General features: G+C 60.8%; 20 protein-coding genes and 1 tRNA gene. 10 read left to right on the forward strand and 11 right to left on the reverse strand.

Annotated features, from left to right (window positions below):
* Position 1 precedes the first annotated feature (1 nt).
* The 3 genes from nusB (at position 2) to HFC70_RS17165 (ending at position 4,105) form a co-directional block, all read left to right on the forward strand.
* Positions 2–484, forward strand: coding sequence for a transcription antitermination factor NusB (gene nusB / locus HFC70_RS17155; protein WP_168474494.1), 483 nt, complete (start codon positions 2–4; stop codon positions 482–484).
* Between the two features lie 28 nt (positions 485–512).
* Positions 513–1,742: an MFS transporter gene (locus HFC70_RS17160; RefSeq protein ID WP_168474495.1), complete on the forward strand. Its 1,230-nt coding sequence runs from the start codon at positions 513–515 to the stop codon at positions 1,740–1,742.
* A 224-nt stretch (positions 1,743–1,966) separates the two neighbouring features.
* Entirely contained in the window at positions 1,967–4,105 is a 2,139-nt protein-coding gene (locus HFC70_RS17165) for a sodium-translocating pyrophosphatase (protein WP_168474496.1), read from the forward strand.
* 85 nt (positions 4,106–4,190) lie between these two features.
* Here the strand turns inward: HFC70_RS17165 and HFC70_RS17170 are convergent, their stop codons facing one another.
* Complete coding sequence (locus HFC70_RS17170; RefSeq protein WP_168474497.1) at positions 4,191–4,697, reverse strand: outer membrane protein assembly factor BamE; 507 nt, start codon at positions 4,695–4,697, stop codon at positions 4,191–4,193.
* 279 nt (positions 4,698–4,976) lie between these two features.
* On the opposite strand from HFC70_RS17170, the gene HFC70_RS17175 reads away from it, so the two are divergent.
* From HFC70_RS17175 to HFC70_RS17200, 6 genes are all read left to right on the forward strand, one after another.
* Positions 4,977–5,519 carry a ubiquinol-cytochrome C chaperone family protein gene (locus HFC70_RS17175; RefSeq protein WP_168474498.1) on the forward strand — a complete coding sequence of 181 codons (543 nt, stop codon included), beginning with the start codon at positions 4,977–4,979 and terminating at the stop codon, positions 5,517–5,519.
* A gap of 1 nt (position 5,520) precedes the next feature.
* Complete coding sequence (locus tag HFC70_RS17180; RefSeq protein ID WP_168474499.1) at positions 5,521–6,087, forward strand: DUF177 domain-containing protein; 567 nt, start codon at positions 5,521–5,523, stop codon at positions 6,085–6,087.
* Between the two features lie 107 nt (positions 6,088–6,194).
* Positions 6,195–7,241, forward strand: a complete 1,047-nt coding sequence (gene plsX / locus HFC70_RS17185; RefSeq protein ID WP_168474500.1) for a phosphate acyltransferase PlsX — start codon at positions 6,195–6,197, stop codon at positions 7,239–7,241.
* A 19-nt stretch (positions 7,242–7,260) separates the two neighbouring features.
* Entirely contained in the window at positions 7,261–8,232 is a 972-nt protein-coding gene (locus tag HFC70_RS17190) for a beta-ketoacyl-ACP synthase III (RefSeq protein WP_168474501.1), read from the forward strand.
* A gap of 104 nt (positions 8,233–8,336) precedes the next feature.
* Positions 8,337–8,675 carry an integration host factor subunit alpha gene (locus tag HFC70_RS17195; RefSeq protein ID WP_168474502.1) on the forward strand — a complete coding sequence of 113 codons (339 nt, stop codon included), beginning with the start codon at positions 8,337–8,339 and terminating at the stop codon, positions 8,673–8,675.
* Positions 8,676–8,803: 128 nt separating this feature from the next.
* Positions 8,804–9,334 (forward strand): MerR family transcriptional regulator, encoded by a 531-nt coding sequence (locus HFC70_RS17200; protein ID WP_168474503.1) that lies wholly within the window; start codon positions 8,804–8,806, stop codon positions 9,332–9,334.
* Positions 9,335–9,409: 75 nt separating this feature from the next.
* Here the strand turns inward: HFC70_RS17200 and HFC70_RS17205 are convergent, their stop codons facing one another.
* From HFC70_RS17205 to HFC70_RS17215, 3 genes are all read right to left on the reverse strand, one after another.
* The gene (locus HFC70_RS17205) at positions 9,410–9,631 is read right to left on the reverse strand and encodes a hypothetical protein (protein ID WP_168474504.1); all 222 of its coding nucleotides are present in this window, start codon (positions 9,629–9,631) and stop codon (positions 9,410–9,412) included.
* Between the two features lie 198 nt (positions 9,632–9,829).
* A tRNA-Pro gene (locus HFC70_RS17210) sits at positions 9,830–9,906 on the reverse strand.
* A 183-nt stretch (positions 9,907–10,089) separates the two neighbouring features.
* Positions 10,090–10,758, reverse strand: a complete 669-nt coding sequence (locus tag HFC70_RS17215; RefSeq protein WP_168474505.1) for a hypothetical protein — start codon at positions 10,756–10,758, stop codon at positions 10,090–10,092.
* A 456-nt stretch (positions 10,759–11,214) separates the two neighbouring features.
* Between HFC70_RS17215 and HFC70_RS17220 the strand changes: the two genes are divergently transcribed.
* The gene (locus tag HFC70_RS17220) at positions 11,215–12,279 is read left to right on the forward strand and encodes a PHB depolymerase family esterase (RefSeq protein WP_168474506.1); all 1,065 of its coding nucleotides are present in this window, start codon (positions 11,215–11,217) and stop codon (positions 12,277–12,279) included.
* Positions 12,280–12,355: 76 nt separating this feature from the next.
* Here the strand turns inward: HFC70_RS17220 and HFC70_RS17225 are convergent, their stop codons facing one another.
* The 7 genes from HFC70_RS17225 to HFC70_RS17255 form a co-directional block, all read right to left on the reverse strand.
* A complete protein-coding gene (locus HFC70_RS17225; protein ID WP_168474507.1) occupies positions 12,356–12,505 on the reverse strand; it encodes a hypothetical protein in 150 nt (49 codons plus the stop codon).
* 81 nt (positions 12,506–12,586) lie between these two features.
* On the reverse strand, positions 12,587–12,883 hold the full coding sequence (locus HFC70_RS17230) for a DNA-binding protein (protein ID WP_168474508.1): 297 nt from the start codon (positions 12,881–12,883) through the stop codon (positions 12,587–12,589).
* A gap of 58 nt (positions 12,884–12,941) precedes the next feature.
* A complete protein-coding gene (locus HFC70_RS17235) occupies positions 12,942–14,165 on the reverse strand; it encodes a glycosyltransferase family 4 protein (RefSeq protein WP_168474509.1) in 1,224 nt (407 codons plus the stop codon).
* A complete protein-coding gene (locus HFC70_RS17240) occupies positions 14,162–15,409 on the reverse strand; it encodes an O-antigen ligase (RefSeq protein WP_168474510.1) in 1,248 nt (415 codons plus the stop codon). Before HFC70_RS17240 ends, HFC70_RS17235 begins: the two co-directional genes overlap by 4 nt.
* A complete protein-coding gene (locus HFC70_RS17245; RefSeq protein ID WP_168474555.1) occupies positions 15,406–16,974 on the reverse strand; it encodes an undecaprenyl-phosphate glucose phosphotransferase in 1,569 nt (522 codons plus the stop codon). Before HFC70_RS17245 ends, HFC70_RS17240 begins: the two co-directional genes overlap by 4 nt.
* A 273-nt stretch (positions 16,975–17,247) precedes the next feature.
* Positions 17,248–18,399 carry a glycosyltransferase family 4 protein gene (locus HFC70_RS17250; protein ID WP_168474511.1) on the reverse strand — a complete coding sequence of 384 codons (1,152 nt, stop codon included), beginning with the start codon at positions 18,397–18,399 and terminating at the stop codon, positions 17,248–17,250.
* Between the two features lie 3 nt (positions 18,400–18,402).
* The gene (locus HFC70_RS17255; protein WP_168474512.1) at positions 18,403–18,978 is read right to left on the reverse strand and encodes a polysaccharide biosynthesis/export family protein; all 576 of its coding nucleotides are present in this window, start codon (positions 18,976–18,978) and stop codon (positions 18,403–18,405) included.
* Positions 18,979–19,078 lie beyond the last annotated feature (100 nt).

Genomic DNA, 19,078 nt, shown 5'->3' on the forward strand with positions numbered 1-19,078 from the left:
CATGACGACCGAAGACAACAAGCCGGTGATCAAGACCGCCAACCAGCGCGGCGCCGCCCGCCTTGCCGCCGTCCAGGCCCTCTACCAGATGGATATCGGCGGTACCGGCGTACTCGAAGTCGTCGCCGAATACGAGACGCATCGCCTTGGCCAGGAGCTCGATGGCGACACCTATCTGAAGGCCGATGCCTCGTGGTTCCGCTCCATCGTTGCCGGCGTCGTGCGCGACCAGACCGTCATCGACCCACTGATCCGTCAGGCGCTGCAGGACGACTGGTCCCTATCGCGCATGGACAGCACGGTCCGCGCCATTCTGCGCGCCGGCGCCTTCGAACTGCTGGAACGCAAGGACGTTCCGATTGCGGTGATCGTCACGGAATATGTCGAAATCGCCCATGCGTTTTTCGAGGACGAGGAACCGAAGCTGGTCAATGCGGTTCTCGATCGCATCGCCAAGCAGGTTCGGGTTCAAGCGGCCAAGTAAACAGAACGACGACATCGGAGAGCAGGTCATGAGTGCTGGCGACGGGCAGGGGATCGAAGGTCAACTGCGCGCCGCCAAGCGCAACGTGATGATTCTCGCCGCCGCTCAGTCGATCCTGGGTTCGGCGGCGCCTCTAAGCTTCGCGGTCGGCGGCCTTGCCGGCTATCAGTTGCTCGGCGCCGACAAGTCTCTGGCGACCGCTCCCCTGACCGGTTTCAATATCGGCGTGGCCATTGGTGCCATTGTCGTTGCCACGCTGTCGCGCTTTCTCGGGCGCAAGGCGAGCTTCATGCTCGGCGCCGCCATGGCCGCCATCGGCGGCGCTGTCGCAGCCCTTGCTCTGTTCCGCTCCGAATTCTGGCTTTTTGCTTTCGGCCTGCTGCTGATCGGCCTGTCCGGCGGTTTCACCCAGAAGATCCGCTTTGCCGCCGCGGATGCCTCGCCGTCCTTCTACAAGGGCAAGGCGATCTCGTGGATCCTCGCCGGCGGCATCATTTCGGCCATTGTCGGGCCGCAACTGGCCATCTGGGCCAAGGACGCCTTTGAACCCGTGCTGTTTGCCGGCGCCTTCATCGGCCTGATCCCGCTCATGCTGGCCGCCATCGTCGTGCTGTCCTTTCTGAAGCTGCCAGAACCCGTCGGCAAGGTCGGCCTGAACGGCGAGGCTGCCCGACCCTTACGCGAAATCGTCATGACGCAGCGCTTCGTCACCGGCCTGATCTGTGGCATCAGCTCCTACGCGCTGATGACCTTCATGATGACCGGGGCGCCGCTGGCCATGGTCGTCGGCTGCGGATTTTCGTCCGATCTGGCGACCCTTGGCATCCAGTGGCATGTCATTGCCATGTTCGCCCCGAGCTTTTTCACCGGCATGCTGATCACCCGTTTCGGAACCGAGAAGGTCGTCGCGGCCGGCCTCGTCATTCTGATGGCCTGCGCCATCGTCGCCCATCTGGGTGTCGAACTCTGGAATTTCTGGAGCGCGCTTGTCCTGCTCGGTATCGGCTGGAACTTCGGCTTCATCGGCGCGACCGCCATCGTCGCGTCGAGCTATCGGCCGCATGAGGCCGACAAGGTGCAGGGCTTCCACGACATCGTGCTGTTCGGCATCGTGGCGCTGTCGTCCTTTTCCTCGGGCAAGGTGTTTTCCGCCTATGGCTGGTCGATCATGAACCTGGTCATCTGGCCGGTGACCATCACCTGCCTCGTTCTGGTCATCCTGCAGATGCGCACTACTGCCCGCGCCAAGTCGGCTTGAAACCGGATCTCATTGCTTTTCACAACTTGTGGTCTGTCAAGAACCGGCGCGACAATTCGCCGGTTCGCTCGGTCGTCGGAGCGAAAAAGCAGCACTTGACGCAATCCCTTCCTCAACGCAATCTCGCCCCGTGCCGGTAGGCCTCTGAGGAGCGGCCGAGACCAGGCGCGCAATTACGACCTCGCGGAGGAGCATGGCGTGGTCGATGCTGGAGGGTATTGCGAATGACAGTTTTATTGGGCGTGATCTTATGCGGCTTGCTTTCGATCGCCTATGCGGTCTGGGCTACCAAATCCGTACTTGCCGCCGATCAAGGCAATGCACGCATGCAGGAGATCGCCGGTTATATCCGTGAAGGCGCACAGGCCTATCTGATGCGCCAGTATATCACCATTGCCATGGTGGGCGCAGTCGTCTTTGTGCTTGCCTGGTTTCTTCTCTCGGGCGCGGCTGCGATCGGCTTCCTGATCGGCGCCGTCCTGTCCGGCGCTGCCGGCTTTATCGGCATGCATGTGTCCGTTCGTGCCAATGTGCGTACGGCCCAGGCCGCATCCCAGAGCCTGGCTGCCGGCCTCGACATCGCCTTCAAGTCCGGCGCCATCACCGGCATGCTGGTGGCGGGCCTCGCCCTGCTCGGCGTCGCAGTCTATTTCTATGTCCTGACGGCATTGCTAGGCCATGAAAGCGGCTCGCGCGAGGTTATCGACGCGCTTGTGGCGCTGGGCTTCGGCGCATCGCTGATCTCCATTTTCGCCCGTCTGGGCGGCGGCATCTTCACCAAGGGTGCCGATGTCGGCGGCGATCTCGTCGGCAAGGTCGAAGCCGGCATTCCGGAGGACGACCCGCGCAACCCGGCCACCATCGCCGACAATGTCGGCGACAATGTCGGCGATTGCGCCGGCATGGCAGCCGACCTGTTCGAGACCTATGCCGTGTCTGTCGTCGCCACCATGGTGCTTGCCGCGATCTTCTTTGCCGCAAGCCCTCTGCTTGAAACCGTGATGATCTATCCGCTGGCGATCTGCGGGGCCTGCATCATCACCTCGATCATCGGTACGTTCTTCGTCAAGCTGGGCACCAATGGCTCGATCATGGGCGCCCTCTACAAGGGGCTGATCGTCACCGGCCTCCTGTCCATTCTCGGCCTTGCCGGTGCCACCTCGTCCACCGTCGGCTGGGGCTCGATCGGCACCGTCGCCGGCATGGACATCACCGGCACCAACCTGTTTATCTGCGGCATCCTCGGCCTGGTCGTGACGGCGCTGATCGTGGTGATCACCGAATATTATACCGGCACCAACAAGCGTCCGGTCAATTCCATCGCCCAGGCATCGGTCACCGGCCATGGCACCAACGTCATCCAGGGCCTGGCGGTTTCCCTGGAATCCACGGCATTGCCGGCCATCGTCATCGTTGGCGGCATCATCACGACCTACCAGTTCGCCGGCCTGTTCGGCACGGCGATCGCCGTCACCACCATGCTCGGCCTTGCCGGCATGATCGTCGCGCTCGATGCCTTCGGCCCGGTCACCGACAATGCCGGCGGCATTGCCGAAATGGCCCATCTGCCGCCGGAAGTACGCAAGTCCACCGACGCGCTCGACGCCGTCGGCAACACCACCAAGGCCGTCACCAAGGGTTATGCCATCGGGTCTGCCGGCCTCGGCGCGCTCGTGCTGTTTGCCGCCTATTCCAACGACCTGCAGTTCTTTGCCGCCAACAGCGACAAATATCCGTATTTCGCTGACATGGGCGATATCTCTTTCAGCCTTTCCAACCCATACGTCGTCGCTGGCCTGATCTTCGGCGGTCTCATTCCCTACCTGTTCGGCGGCATTGCCATGACCGCGGTTGGTCGGGCGGCAGGCTCCATCGTCGAGGAAGTCCGCCGGCAGTTCCGCGAAAATCCTGGCATCATGCTGGGAACCGTCAAGCCGGACTACGGCCGGGCAGTCGACCTTTTGACCAAGGCCGCGATCCGGGAAATGATCATCCCCTCGCTACTGCCGGTTCTGGCGCCGCTGGTCGTCTATTTCGGCGTACTGCTGGTTTCAGGATCCAAGGCCTCGGCCTTCGCCGCTCTTGGCGCATCGCTGCTCGGTGTCATCGTCAACGGCCTGTTCGTTGCCATTTCCATGACGTCCGGCGGCGGCGCCTGGGACAATGCCAAGAAGAGCTTCGAGGACGGTTTCGTCGATAAGGATGGCACCACCCATCTGAAGGGATCGGACGCCCACAAGGCATCCGTCACCGGTGATACGGTCGGCGATCCCTACAAGGATACGGCAGGCCCTGCCGTCAATCCGGCAATCAAGATCACCAACATCGTCGCCCTGCTTCTGCTGGCCGTGCTGGCCGGCTGATCCGGGATCTGCCGAACGACAAAAAATAACCCGCGGCTTCCGGTGAAGCCGCGGGTTATCTGTTTCCGAATATGTCTGCTGAAGCTCAGAGCCCGCCGAACAGGTTCTTGACGCTGTTGGCAGCACCGCCGCCGCCCGACAGGATCTGCTGCAGGAAGGTGAGGTCCTTGCCGCCGGTCGGTGTGGTGCGCGAGATCGTGTCGAACACCTTGCCGTCCTGAAGCGTGTAGTTCGAACGCTGCGCGACGACGCCGTCCTTGTCGAAGTAGATCGCCAGGACCTGCTGGTCGACCAGCTTCTGCTTCATGAAGGCAACCGAGCGGGTGCGCTTCTGGGAGATATAGTAGAATACTTCGCCGTCGAAGGTCGCCGTGGTGGACGGCGTGCCGAGCGAGAGAATGACCTGTTCGCGGCTGGAGCCGACAGGAACAAGCGCCAGCGCTTCCTGGTCGACGATATAACCGTTGTGAAAGACTTCACCGGTCTGGCAGCCGGACAGGCCGCCGACGACCAACAGGGCGGCAATGGCGGCTCCGCTAATAAATGTTCTGTCCGAACCGAAATACCGTCTCTTCAACGACGCGTCTCCCATATACTCAAACTGCTGGCCTTGCCGGCACTTCAGATGTCCTGTTGCGCACATCATTATGGCCTTTCCGGGGACACCGGAACAGGATCTGGCCCTAGAGATGTAGCCGCCTTGCCGGCCACACGAACCTGGCAATGCGGGCACAAAAGACCCCATGACGGAAAGTGGCTCTGGTCGAAACGGCATTGCAATTCACGACTGCTTCGGTAAACCAGCTTTCGCGATCATGCAACATGGCCTTGGCCAGTCAGACCGCTCCGTGCTGAGAAATTGGACATATAAATGCTATTCGGGCTGTTCCGTCAGAAGAAACACAATCGGATCATCGTCGACCGGCAATATGCGGCGCTGACCGCGCTCGGGCGCGATCCTTTCTTTTACACCGATCTCGATGTTCCCGACACCGTGATGGGCCGGCTGGAAATGCTGTCCGTTGCGATGATTCTGTATTTCCGTCGCACCCGGTCGGCCGGCCAGAGCGGCCGGGAAGTGGCGCAGGAGATCATCGACGCGTTTTTCCAGGATATCGATTATTCGATTCGCGAACTGGGCATCGGCGACCAGACGGTTCCCAAACGCATGAAAAAATTGGCCGGCAGGTTCTACGGCCGGCTTGAATCCTATTCCGCGGCACTCGATCTAAAGGATGTGTCGGCATTGTCCGCCGCCCTGCAGCGCAATATCCATCCGGAGCAGGCCGATGCTCCTGATATGGCAGGGCTGGCCGAATGGATGCTGGCCGCCGACAAGCACCTGGACGGTGTGTCCGACGAGACCGTTGCGACCGGAACGGTTCAAATGACTGTGCCTGGAGGGCGCGACTGAGATGACCACACACGATGCAGGCGCCGGCGATGCGCCATTCTCCTACCTGGTCAAGGTGGGCCATATTTCCGCCAATCCCGTTCAGGTCCGCCTGGAAGCCGACGAGCGCGAGCGCCAGGGCCTCGCAAAGCTCTGGCAGGTCAGCGCCGTCAACGAATTGCGCGCCGAACTGCAGATCGGCCGCTGGAAGAAGGACGGCATTCGCATCAAGGGCCGGGTCAAGGGCGAACTGGTCCAGGCCTGCGTCGTGACGCTGGAGCCGGTCGTGTCGCGCTTCAGCGAGGAGATCGAGCAGATGTACGTGCCGGAAGGCTCGAAGCTCGCCCGGATCGTCGTCGACGGTGTCGCCGAAATGGTGCTCGACCCCGATGGCCCCGACGCGCCGGAGACCTTTGTCGGCGATACGATCGATGCCGGCGTGCTGGTGAGCGAGTTCGCAGCGCTGGCCATCGACCCCTATCCCAAGAAGGACGGCGTCGAGTTTGCCGGCCATTCCGACACACCTGCCGAAGAGGTGCGCCGTCCGTCTCCCTTTGCCGTGCTAAAGGACTGGAAAAAGGACCAGTAGCAATGTGTTGATGTCGCAAGGCGGTACAAACCAGTTGTGCGCGACAGCAAAAACGGTATTTTGGCCGAAATTTCGCCAGGACGGCGAAAAGCAAGGATCAGGGACGCGTGATCAGAATTTCTCTTGATGTGATGGGCGGCGACTTTGGTCCGGAAGTTGTCATCCCAGGCGCTGCCAAGGCGCTCGAACGCCATCCCGAGGTGACGTTTTTGCTGTTCGGGCAGCAGGCCCGGTGCGAACCGATCCTGAACAAATACCCCAAGCTCAAGGAACGCTCCGTCCTGCACGATTGCGAAATCGCCGTCGGCATGGATGAGAAGCCGAGCCAGGCGTTGCGCCGCGGCCGCTACGTGTCCAGCATGTGGCGGTCGATTGAGGCGGTCAAGACGGGGCAGGCCGATGTCGTGGTCTCGGCCGGCAATACCGGCGCCCTGATGGCCATGGCGAAATTCTGCCTGCGCACCATGGCCAATGTCGAGCGGCCGGCCATTGCGGCGATCTGGCCGACCCTGAACGGCGAGAGCATCGTTCTCGACGTCGGCGCGACGATCGGCGCCGATGCGCAGCAGCTTCTGGATTTTGCGCTGATGGGCGGAGCCATGGCGCGCGCCCTGTTCGAGGTGGAGCGGCCGATGGTCGGCCTTCTGAACGTCGGCGTCGAGGAGATCAAGGGTCAGGAAGAGGTGAAGGAAGCCGGTCGCCTGATCCGCGAAGCCGGGCTCGACACCATGGACTATTACGGTTTCGTCGAAGGCGACGATCTGGGCAAGGGCACGGTGGATGTCGTCGTGACCGAAGGCTTCACCGGCAATATCGCGCTCAAGACCGCCGAGGGCACCGCCCGCCAGATCGCCGAATACCTGCGGGCTGCCATGTCGCGCACATTGATGGCCAAGATCGGTTACATCCTGGCCAAGGGCGCCTTCGATCGGTTGCGCGAGAAGATGGATCCCCGCAAGGTCAATGGCGGCGTGTTCCTGGGCCTCAACGGCATTGTCATCAAGAGCCATGGCGGTACGGACGCCGAGGGCTTTGCAGCGGCCATCGACGTCGGCTACGACATGGCCCGCAACGGCCTGACACAGAAGATAGAAAATGATTTGAAGAAATATCATGCCCGCCATCCGTCCAGTGCGGGACCGGAAGCAGCGTGATCGACAGGGTAGGGAAGTAATGATTCGTTCAGTGGTTCGCGGTTTCGGAGCGGCGCTTCCGAAGCGAGTGATGTCCAATCGCGAGCTCGAAAGCCGCGTCGACACGACGGACGAGTGGATCGTGCAGCGCACCGGCATTCGCCAGCGCTATATCGCCGGCGAAGGCGAAACGACCGCGTCACTCGGCGAGGCGGCAGCACGCCAGGCGCTCGACAGGGCCGGTCTGACCGTTGCCGATATCGACCTGATCATCGTCGCCACCTCGACACCCGACAACACCTTTCCGGCAGCTGCCGTCAACATCCAGCACCGGCTCGGTATGAGCCATGGCTTTGCCTTCGACGTGCAGGCTGTCTGTTCCGGCTTCGTCTACGCCATGACCACAGCCGATCTCTATATCCGCGGCGGCATGGCCCGGCGCGTGCTGGTCATTGGCGCCGAAACCTTTTCGCGCATTCTCGACTGGACCGACCGCACGACCTGCGTGCTGTTCGGCGACGGCGCCGGCGCGCTGGTGCTGGAGGGCCAGGAAGGGACCGGTGCGATTGCGGACCGCGGCATTTTGGCGTCCAAACTGCGCTCCGACGGCGCCCATCGCGAAAAGCTCTATGTCGACGGCGGGCCGTCGACCACCGGCACGGTCGGGCATTTGCGCATGGAGGGCCGCGAGGTCTTCAAGCATGCGGTTGGCATGATCACCGACGTGATCGAGGCGACGTTCGAAGCGACCGGCACGACGGCCGATGATATCGACTGGCTGGTACCCCATCAGGCCAACCGGCGCATCATCGACGCTTCTGCCAAAAAGCTCGGTATCCCGTTGGAGAAGGTCGTGGTGACGGTGGACCTGCATGGCAACACCTCTGCCGCCTCCATTCCACTGGCGCTGGAGACCGCTGCTGCGGATGGCCGCATCAAGCAGGGCGATCTGGTTCTGCTGGAGGCAATGGGCGGCGGCTTTACCTGGGGCGCGGTGCTGCTAAGATGGTAGTTCAATTCGAAAAATGCGACTCATAACAGGTGCTTGACCGACACGCCCAAGGGCAATAGTCTCAAGCGGCTTTGAAATATGGTTTAGTGATCGGGCGGGATACGATGACCGGAAAGACAGTGACGCGGGCAGACTTGGCGGAATCAGTCTTTCGAAAGGTTGGATTGTCGCGAACCGAATCGGCCGAACTGGTCGAGACCGTCATCGACGAGATCTGCAATGCGATCGTTCGGGGCGAAGTCGTCAAGCTGTCGTCCTTCGCCACCTTCCAGGTGCGCAGCAAGAACGAGCGCATCGGCCGCAATCCCAAGACCGGCGAGGAAGTGCCGATCTCGCCGCGCCGGGTGATGACCTTCAAGGCCTCCAACGTGCTGAAGCAGCGGATCTTGCGGTCGCACATCGCGCGGCGCGCCAAGCAAAAGCCGCAGAACCCGGCTGTCTAGAGGCCGGCTCCCGGCGGAATTTATCCACCGGTTCATCGGATCACTTGAATTCTTTGTCGTAAACCGCTCGAATATCTACGATTCGCAGCGCGGCATGCTTTGCCTGATATCGTGTGGGGACTAACAAGTTGGACAAGAGCCCGGACGCCTTTCGCACCATCAGCGAAGTCGCAGACGACCTTGATTTGCCCCAGCACGTCCTGCGGTTCTGGGAAACGCGCTTTCTGCAGATCAAGCCGATGAAGCGCGGCGGCGGGCGGCGCTATTACCGGCCCGACGACGTGGAACTGCTGAAGGGCATCCGCCATCTGCTCTATGATCACGGCTACACCATCAAGGGCGTCCAGAAGCTCCTGAAAACCAACGGCAACCGTTTCGTCATGGCCGTGGCAAACGGCGACCTGGCTACGATGGAATCGCTGGTCGCGGCCAATGCCGGCGCCAACGAGCCGAAGCTGAGCCACGCGGACGATGACCAGATCGTCGGCCAGCCCAAGGTCAAGGTCAGCGGCCGCTTCTTCGGCTTCGGCGGCAGCGACGACGATATTCCCGAAGTCTCCGTCGGCAAGGTCGCGGTCGGCAAGGAAGACAGGGCCCTGTTGCAGGAGGCGCTTTACGACCTCCTGGAATGCAAGCGGCTGCTCGATCAGGTCCGCTGATTGCGGGCGTCTCCAAGGCAAAAAGATGGCCGAACCTGACGATCCGGCCTGTGAAACGGTCTGGAGGCTGTCGCTCTATTCCGTGACCGTGGTCTCGGTCGGCGTTTGTTGGGATTTCAGCATCAGCGTTTGATCAGCAGTGGATTGCTTTTCGGTCGAAACGCTTAAGACGCTGGCCGTCTGGATTGTCGTGTCGACATCGGCGGATGCCGTCGTCTTGATATGGCCGGCGCAGTCGGCCCATGCCGCACCAGTCGAGAGGCTGAGAACTGCGGCAATTGTCATAACTGCTTTCATCGTCGTACTCCTCGGTTTGCATTAGCAATGTAGCAGATGGCCGCTGCATCGCGAAATCACAAACGGGGGAGCGTGGAAAGACCGGGTTTCGGGCGAAATATCGGTCCACGTCCGTCAAAGGGAGGATCTGCCATAAAGGCATGCGGTTCTTTTCTGAACCACTCAATCACTGCATGGGGGCTAAGTGATTGATTTAATTGGTCGGGGCGGCCGGATTTGAACCGACGACCCCTTGACCCCCAGTCAAGTGCGCTACCGGGCTGCGCTACGCCCCGACCTGCCTAAACGGCTCGTTCCCATTAGAGACTAGCCCATCATCGTGCAAGCGAAAAATGAGATCCAGAGTGCGAATAAATAATTTACGGGGTTGATTATCGTTCTGTAGGAGGCTTTCGCAAGCGAAGGCCCATGCGTCTAAGTCAAACGGTTTGCTAGGCTCGGCTAGCCCGGTGCGGCATCTAACTTTCCGTGTGCGCCCAACGCGTTATGAACCGGTCGCTGGCCTTTTTTATTCGGCGATTATGTTGGGCGGCAATCTTTAAAGTCTCAGAAAATAGGGCGCAATTTTCGGCGCCTTTTAGAGTTGCGCACCTCTGATCTTCCTGGTCTGTTTTATTATATTCAACTTTATCTTTAAATAGTTCCATATTCGTTCTTATTACATCAATATAGGCAGAGGGAACAAAAGCGATTTTATCAAATTCTTCGAATATGTTACTCATAAATGTATATGTAAGCTGCTCTATATCTTTTAGATTTTTATGTGAAAATATAACTTCAACAGTTTCTTTGTTACGAAATAATCTTCTTAGCCGGGTTATCCTATAAAAGTGAACCTTGCTTAGATGATTAATGCGTCTCGCTAAAGCTTTGTTTCCCTGTAATTGAATATTTGCGCTCTCTTGTTGGATTCTCTTCATCTCGCGAATAGTCCACAACGCAAAAAGTGCAGTTACCCATCCGCTGCCGGCCCCTACCCACTCGCGAAAACATGATGAGTCTCCCTTGCAGAAGAACGCTTCAGTTAAGATTGGGTTGCTGTAAGCGAAGAAAAACACAGCAAAGAACAATGTTGTCAAAATAATCAGAGCCAGCCAGCAACAAAGTCTTTTCCAGCCTTTGGTCATGTCGCGCCTCATTTGTAGTCCTAAATATCAGTTAGAATTATCAATGCCGTGAAATGGCATGGGGGGCAGCGAATCTTGTGGCCTCCTCGTTCGACGCCATTAAGGATTGGATCAGCATTCCTTTCAAGAATTTTATCTTTCATTCCGTCAATGAAACCTAAGCCGAATGCATGCGGTTGAAAGCCACAACCTGAGCCATACCTGAGACTCGGAATATATCAACCATTTAGTGCCAAGCCTGGCTGGATCTTAATTTGATTTGCGGCGAAAGGGTTGGGATATCCTGACTTTGCCTTATATATGTTGCAATGCAACATGACAGTTCTTGCCAGGGTTCGTTGCGGCCGGCTAGCGCACAGGACGTTTGCATGTCCGCGCCGGCCATGGTGATAAAATTCGGAACAGAAGGGCCGGGCAACGCTTATCCCTTCCGAACCCAGAGAAAGCGATCTGTCCATGCGTCTGAAATTCCCTATGCCGTTTTCCTCCGTGATGCGACAACAGAAGAAGTGGCAGAAGGCGCTCTCCAAGATCATGGAGCCGACGACTGCGCCGGCAAAGGCCCGACCGCGTCAAACCCGGCCGTCCGGTGCACGTCTGCATGAAGTCGTGGCCTTCGGCGCCAATCCCGGCGGCCTGCGCATGCTGGAATATGTTCCGCCGCAGTTGAAGGCCGGTGCCCCCCTGGTCGTCGTCCTGCATGGTTGCCTGCAGAACGCCGTCGATTTCGACCGCGGCAGCGGCTGGTCGCGGCTGGCCAAGGAGATGGGATTTGCGCTGCTCTACCCCGAACAGCGGCCCAATAACAATTCCAACCTGTGCTTCAACTGGTTCCGCCCGAGTTCGGTGGCGCGCGATCGCGGCGAGTTGATGTCGATCCGCCAGATGATCGACAACCTGAGCCAGCGCCATAAGATCTCGCCGGATCGCATCTTCGTGATGGGCCTGTCGGCCGGCGGCGCCATGACTTCGGCCCTCCTTGCAGTCTATCCCGATCTGTTTGCCGGCGGTGCGATCATCGCCGGCCTGCCGTACGGTGCTGCCCGCGATGCCATGTCGGCCATGTCTGTGATGAAGTCGGGTGCCAATCGTTCGGCCCGTGAATGGGGTGACCTGGTGCGCAGCGCCACGCCGGACATCCGTAGCCTGCCGAAGATCTCGATCTGGCACGGCATGGCGGATCGGGTCGTCAACGTCACCAATGCCCATGCCAGTCTGCATCAATGGCTGGATCTCCACGGGTTACCCGAGGAGGCGGCGAGAGAGGAGATGGATGGATCGCGCCTGACGCGCACATGGCTGGCCCCGGATGGCGATGTCGCCATCGAACTGCATCTGGTGCATGGCATGGACCACGGCCTTGCCGTATCACCGCTTGCCGGTCGGCAGCCCCACCGCGAATCGGTACCCTTCATGCTGGAGCAGGGGATTTGCACACCGACGGAGCTGGCCGCATCATGGGGCCTCGCTCAGGGGAGGGTGATCAGGAAGAGGAATGGTGTGGGGCGCGCCGGGCTATAAGCCGGCCTGTCGGGCGAGTGCTCGAACGGGGCTGAAAGGCGTGAGGGATACGCCTGACCGCCCCGGAGGCAAAGCCTCATTTTTCTTCGATGGCGATGCCGTCGCGGCCGATGGAAAGCTGGACGCCGTCCGGCTTGCTTTCCTCCTGGTAGACGTAGACGCCAAGGCCGATCACGGCGATGACGAGGGCGCCGATGACGAAATAAAGACCGTTGTTCCGGTTCATATAGTTATCTCCTGTGCGTAAGGGCAGGCGGAGAATGTCGCAGAGCGAAAATTGTTCCATCGGCATGGAACAATTCTACCTTCAGTCGTCGTTTGCGGCGTTGAGATTCTCTGGCCGGATGGTCTGTTCGACGAGATCACGGGCGGCAAATCGCACACCGGCACCGCCGCTCGAGCCATCGCCATCGTTGACGAAGACGATACCCTTGGCCTCATAGGCGCGGCGAAGGGTTCGTACGGCAATGTCTTCGACCTGAGCCAGCCTGTCGCTCTCGCAATCCGAGATGACGGATACCGGCAGGCCGCTGGCCTTGGAACTCTCCTCCAGCGTCAGACCCAGAAGCGCCCGCGCGGCGCGATATTGTGCAGCTGTATACATAGTAGAAATATAGGCCTGCCTGGCAGAAGGTCAATGCTCGGCCAGGCCCCCAGGCGCTTTAACGGAAGGCCAGTCCATCGGCCACATCGGTGCGGGCGTCCTTCTGGCTTGCAATCGCAAGCGGTCGCTCGCTCAGCAGGTCTTGGTAGACCTGCAAGGTTTCCTCGACCATTTTATCGAGCCCGTATCGGCCCCGCCGCGAGAGGGCGCCGGCTTCAAGCCGCCTGCGAGTCTCAAGATTGGCAAAGGACAGCATGGCTTCGGCCAGCGGCGCCGGGTTGTCGGTATTGGGAATGAGACAGCCGTTGATGCCGTGTTCGAGCACGGTTCCGGCCCCGCCGACATCGGAAAGGATCAGCGGCTTGCCGGCCGCAGCCGCTTCCAGCATGACATAGGACATCGCCTCGTAGCGGCTGGGCGTCACCAGGGCATCGAAGGCCTGGATCGCCTCGCTGCCGGCGACATCGGCGCTGAGTGTCACGCGATCAGACAGACCGGCAGATGTGATCATCGCCCGGATCGTCGCTTCGAGTTCGCCGAAGCCGATGATGACGAGATGGGAGAGAGGAAACCGTGGCGCGATGCGCTCGAAGGCGGCGATCAGCCGTTCCGGCGCCTTTTGCGGCGACAGGCGTCCGATGAAGCCGAACACGAAGGCATCGTCCGACACGCCAAGCCTGGCGCGCATCTCGTGCACTCGGTTTTCGGGCGGCGTGGCAACGCCGTTGACGACGACGCGCAGCGTCTCGGCTGGAATGCCAAGCGACAGGCCGTGGTCGTATTCGTTGCCGGACACGCAGATGATGCGGTCGCTGAAGGTACGGCCAAGCAGGCCTTCGACCATGCCATAGACCAGCCGACCCTTGGGGCCGAGCGTCGGGTCCATGGTACGGAAGGCATGCGGCGTATAGACCCTCGGCACATGCGGTCCGGGAAACCTCAGCCGCGTCAGCGCGCCGGCCTTGGAGCTGTGACCATGCACGATGTCGAATGGGCCGTGGCACTTGATGATCCGGCGGATCGCCAGCAGCGCCTTGGCATCCCATGGGCCGACGGCCCGCCGCATATCGACGCTCAGCACTTCGCTCAGCCCCAGGCCCTGCAGTTCCTCGACGAACCGTGCCTCGGCGCGCAGCGGCGAATAGACAGCGGTCACGTCGTGGCCGCGCTCCTGCAGCGCCTTGCACAGGTCGAGGAAATGCCGGCCCGAACCGCCGCCGCTTGGCTCCAGAACCTGCAGCAGCTTCAGCCGTGACGTATCCGGCTTTGTCGGTTCGCTCATGCGGCGAGCCCTCCGCGTGATCTGTCTTTCTGCCAGCGGTTTTCCAGGGCGCCGCAGCCCCAGACGATACCGAGAAGCAGGTAGAAATGCCGCCAGTGGTCGGTGTCGATGACATTGCCGATCGCCGAATGGCCGATGATGACGATCCAGGCGATCATCAGGTAGGGCTGCCACGGCCGGTCGCGCAGCAGGAGCTTGAAGCCGATCCACAGCGTCCAGAGTAGCATGGTGATATAGGTGACGAAGCCGAGCCAGCCGTAGGTGGTCAGAGATTTCAGCCAGATATTGTGCTCGTCCTCCGGAAAGATCCGGCTGAAGGTCATCGGCCCGATGCCGAGCGGATGTTCCATGGACATCAGGAAGCCGATGCGGTGGCGATCGAAGCGGCCGAGATGCCCGCCGTCATAGTCCTGCACGAGCTGGGTGCGGTTGAAGAACAGGCTGTTGACCTGCTCGAACTGCAGCGCGATCACCAGCACCACGACCATCAGCACCATGGCCGTCAGCGACAGGAACAGGATCTTCATCCGGAAGGCGCCGGTTCTTTCCTTGAGCAGCAGGATGAAGACCATGGCGACGGCGGAAAACAGGAAGAGCGCCCAGGCGGCGCGGGAAAACGACAGGAAAACGCCGAGCGCAATGATGAGCAGGCCCGCGACCTTGAACGGCGCTTCGATCAGCCTGCCGGTCAGGAGCCCGTGCATCAGGTAGAGCGACGGCGCGATCAGGAAGGGGCCGAAGACGTTGGGGTCCTGAAAGGCCCCCTTGGCCCGGTCATAGAGGGTGAAGACCTCGGAGCCCGGAAAGGCATGGAAATAGCCGAGGATTCCGAGCATCGACGTGATGACGGCGGCTGCCACCCAGGCCCGAAAAATCAGCCGCAGCCGCTGCTGTCCATCCTCGATGATGGCGGCGTAGAAGACCGAGGTCAGCGCCAGGAACAATGAGACGGCGATATACATCGGCCCGTCGCCAAGATCGCTCATCACGGTCAGCGACAGCATGCCGCCGACATTGAAGACCAGCAGCAAAGCCAGCAACGGTGCGACATGGCGCGAGATTTTCAGGCCCAGCAGAAACCAGACCGCGATCTGGCCGACCATCAGCAATTCGTAAGGCGCCGGCTCGGAGATCACGAAGCCCGACAGGAAGACGCCGAAGCCGACCATGGCCGAGCCGAACAGCGTCAGGGCCGCGGCATGCGGCCTGAACGGCGCTGCGTGATGGGCTTCGATCGCGCTCAATAGGCGTTTTCCGTATTCAGGAGCCGGATCGGCGTCAGGAACAGGATCTTCAGGTCGAACAGCAGCGACCAGTTCTCGATATAGTAGAGATCGTAGGCCGTGCGGAACTTGATCTTCTCGTCATTGTCGATCTCGCCGCGCCAGCCATTGATCTGCGCCCAGCCGGTGACACCCGGCTTGACCCGGTGACGGGCAAAATAGCCTTCGACGACTTCGCCATAGAGCCGGTCGTGGGTCTGGGCGAGAACCGCATGCGGTCGCGGCCCGACCAGCGACAGGTCGCCGCGCAGCACGTTGAAGATCTGCGGCAGTTCGTCGATCGAGGATTTGCGAAGAAAGCGCCCGATCGGCGTAACACGGGGATCGCCCTTGGTGACGGCACGCTTGGCGGTCGGATCGCTCATGTCGGTATACATCGAGCGGAATTTCAGGACATTGATGACTTCGTTGTTGAAGCCATGCCGCTTCTGGACGAACAGCACCGGCCCCTTGGAACTCAGCTTGACGGCGATCGCCGCGCCGATGAACACCGGCCAGAGCAAAAGCAGGGCGACGATGCTGAAGAACACGTCGAAAATCCGTTTGGCCACCGAATCCCAGTCGCGGATCGGCCGGTCGAGAATGTCGAGCATCGGCACGGCGCCGATATGGGAATAGGAGCGCGGCCGGAAGCGCAGGCTGTTGGAATGGGCGGCGAGCCGGATGTCGACCGGCAGCACCCACAGCATTCTCAGGAGTTCCAGAATGCGGGCCTCGGCGCTGAGCGGCAGCGAGATGATCAGCATGTCGATATGGGCCTGGCGGGCGAATTCGACCAGTTCCTGCACCGTCCCGAGCTTGGGATAGCCGGCGACGATGGTCGGCGAGCGGTCCGAGCCGCGATCGTCGAAGATGCCGCAGATGCGGATGTCGTTGTCCTGCTGCTGTTCGATGGCGCGGATCAGGTCTTTGGCGGGCTGGCCGCCGCCGACGATGACGGCGCGCCGTTCCATGATGCCGTTTCGTGCCCAACGCCGGATGCCGAAGGCCAGCAGATAGCGTTCGACCAGAAGGAAGAGCGCACCGGCCGCATACCACGAGATCACCCAGCCACGGGAATAAAGATCGCCCGATTTCAGCAGGAACAAGGCAAGTGCCACCAGCGAGAAGGCGATCGTCCAGGCCCCGACGATGCGCGGCATCGACCGCAAGGGTCGGCGCAGGGCCGGCACTTGGTAACAATCGGCCAGCTGCAGCAGCAGGATGCTGAGCGCCGAGCCGAGAAAGGCCACCGCCAGATACATGATGAACGGCGAGAAATGCTCCTTGGCAAGGAAATGATGGGTGGCGAGACCCGTCGCAAACAGCGAGCTGAATTCCAGCAGCCGGAGCTGGCCGATGATGATGTTCGGCGAATAATTGCTGTCCTGGAACTGGCCGGCGATCTGGCGGGCAAATGCGTTGATCTCGCCCGTCTCGAGGACGGTGTTCGGCGGTGCCGGCGCCTTGTCGCCGCCGGCCGTCTCCCGGACCTTGCGGCGCAGGGCATCCACATCGAATGGCTCGGATTTTTCCTGCTGGTTCATGACATCGACCCGCCTCTTCATTGCTTTGGTCCTAACAGAAAGGTCCTAAGAAACGTTTATGTAGGCCCAAGGATTTGAAGGGGGCACGAGTCGAAACGGCCAGATAATGTTCCCGTTCGGGACAACGGGTGGCAAGTATCGATGGACGCTCTCCAAAGGTTTACAGACATCATGCCGGAGCCGAGGGACTATGGTCTCTTCGCTGCCACGACTGGACGACCGATCACCCCGGCCGACTTCGCGCCGCTTCGGCGCGCGCCTGGGCCGGCTTGATCAGGCGGCGCCGATTGCCGTCAGCCGTTCGCGGTAAAGTGCCAGGATGCCGTCGGCCATGACAGAGGCGGAGAATTTCGCCTTGAAATCGTCCAGGCTCGGCATCGTGCTGGCGTGCCAGCCGGGCGTCGTCACGGCCTTGGCCATGACGCGGGCGAGGTCGTCGGGATCGTCGGGATTGACCAGCGCTTCGCTGTCGGCACCGAGCATTTCCGGAATGCCGCCGACCCGGGTGGCAATCACCGTCTTGGCCGCACCGAGCGCTTCCAGAACGATATAGGGCATGGATTCGGCGCGCGATGGAACGACCACGATATTGGACATGGAAAAGGCGTCCTGGACCGGCATGGCGGGCAGCAGGCCGATCCGCCGGCCGAGACCGCGCTGGGTCATCATCGCATCGTATTTGTCCCGGTCGGGGCCGTCGCCGACCACCAGCGCCGAAAGCGGATGCTTGACCATGCGCTCCGTTCGGGCAAAGGCGTCGATGAACACATCAGGGCCTTTCAAGTCCCGCAGCATGCCGACATAGAGAAAATGCACGCCGTCGGAGCGGGTCGGGATGGCGCCGATATCCGCATCGCTGATGCCGTTATAGATCATCCGCGCGCTGCAGCGGGGGATACCCACCTTGGCTTCGTAGGTCTTTCGCTCGAAATCGCAGACGAAGACGATGGCGTCCGTCATCGATTCCAGCAGGCGCTCCATGGTGAAGATCGCCCGGCCGGCAAGGCTTGCCGGATCGTAGTGCAGACTGCCGCCATGGGGGGAATAGACGCGGGCAACGCGATACCTTTTGACCCGCAACACTGAACCGATGATGCGTGCCAGCGCGCCGCCCTTGGCGCCGTGACCGTGCAAAACATCCGGTTGCAAACTTTTGATTTCGTTGTAGCTGCTCCACAGGGCACGCGCGTCGCCATAGCCGACCGTACGGTGGATCGGCAGGCGCGTCAGGCCAAGCGAAAGATAGGGGCGGATCTGGTCGAAGAGCCTGTCCTCGTGCTCTCCACCGGTCGTGCTGTCGCAGACGATGCCGACCTTGTGGCCCGCATTGCTGTGATGCTCGGCGAGATCGCGCACATGCCGGAAAATTCCGCCGACAGGCGAGCGAAAGCAATGAATGATGCGAAGCGGTTCGGTCTGCGGCATCGATCAGAACAGCCGTTCACGGATGTAGATCGTGTCTCCGGCCAGAATGGGATCCGTGATCGGCACGCGGCCCGTGACGATCTCGCCGTTGATCTTGCGGGTCACGTCGACATCGCGCTGGTTGGCGCGGTTCGAGAAGCCGCCGGCAACCGCAACGGCGTTCAGAACGGTCATACCGGCAACGTAGGAATACTGCCCCGGCTGGCCGACTTCGCCCATCACGAAGATCGAGCGGTAACGGTCGATCTCGATGGTGACGTCGGGATCGCGCAGATAGCCCTGGCGGAGCTTCTGGGCAATCGCACCTTCCAGCTGGGGAAGGGTCTGGCCGCGGGCAGCCACCTGGCCGATCAACGGGAAGGCGATATAGCCGGCCTGGTCGACGGTATAGGAATTGCTGAGGCTGGCCTGTTCGAAGACCGTGACGCGCAGGCGGTCGCCGCTGTCCAGCCGGTAGGGCTGGATGGTCGCCTCATGAAATACCTTGGGCGCCGGCTTGTAGGACGAACAGCCGGACAGCACGGCCATAGTGACGGCGGCGATCGCGATGATAACCTGTCTTGCTCGAGCCAATATCATGCGCCAACGCGCTCCCAGGACGGATTCAACTTGGGTCTGTTATCAAACGGTTAGGGTTAATGGCCGGTAAACAAAGCGTCGCGCTTTATTAGCAGCGTGC

This window comes from Agrobacterium sp. a22-2 (genome assembly GCF_012276985.1).
Classification (GTDB): Bacteria; Pseudomonadota; Alphaproteobacteria; order Rhizobiales; family Rhizobiaceae; genus Allorhizobium.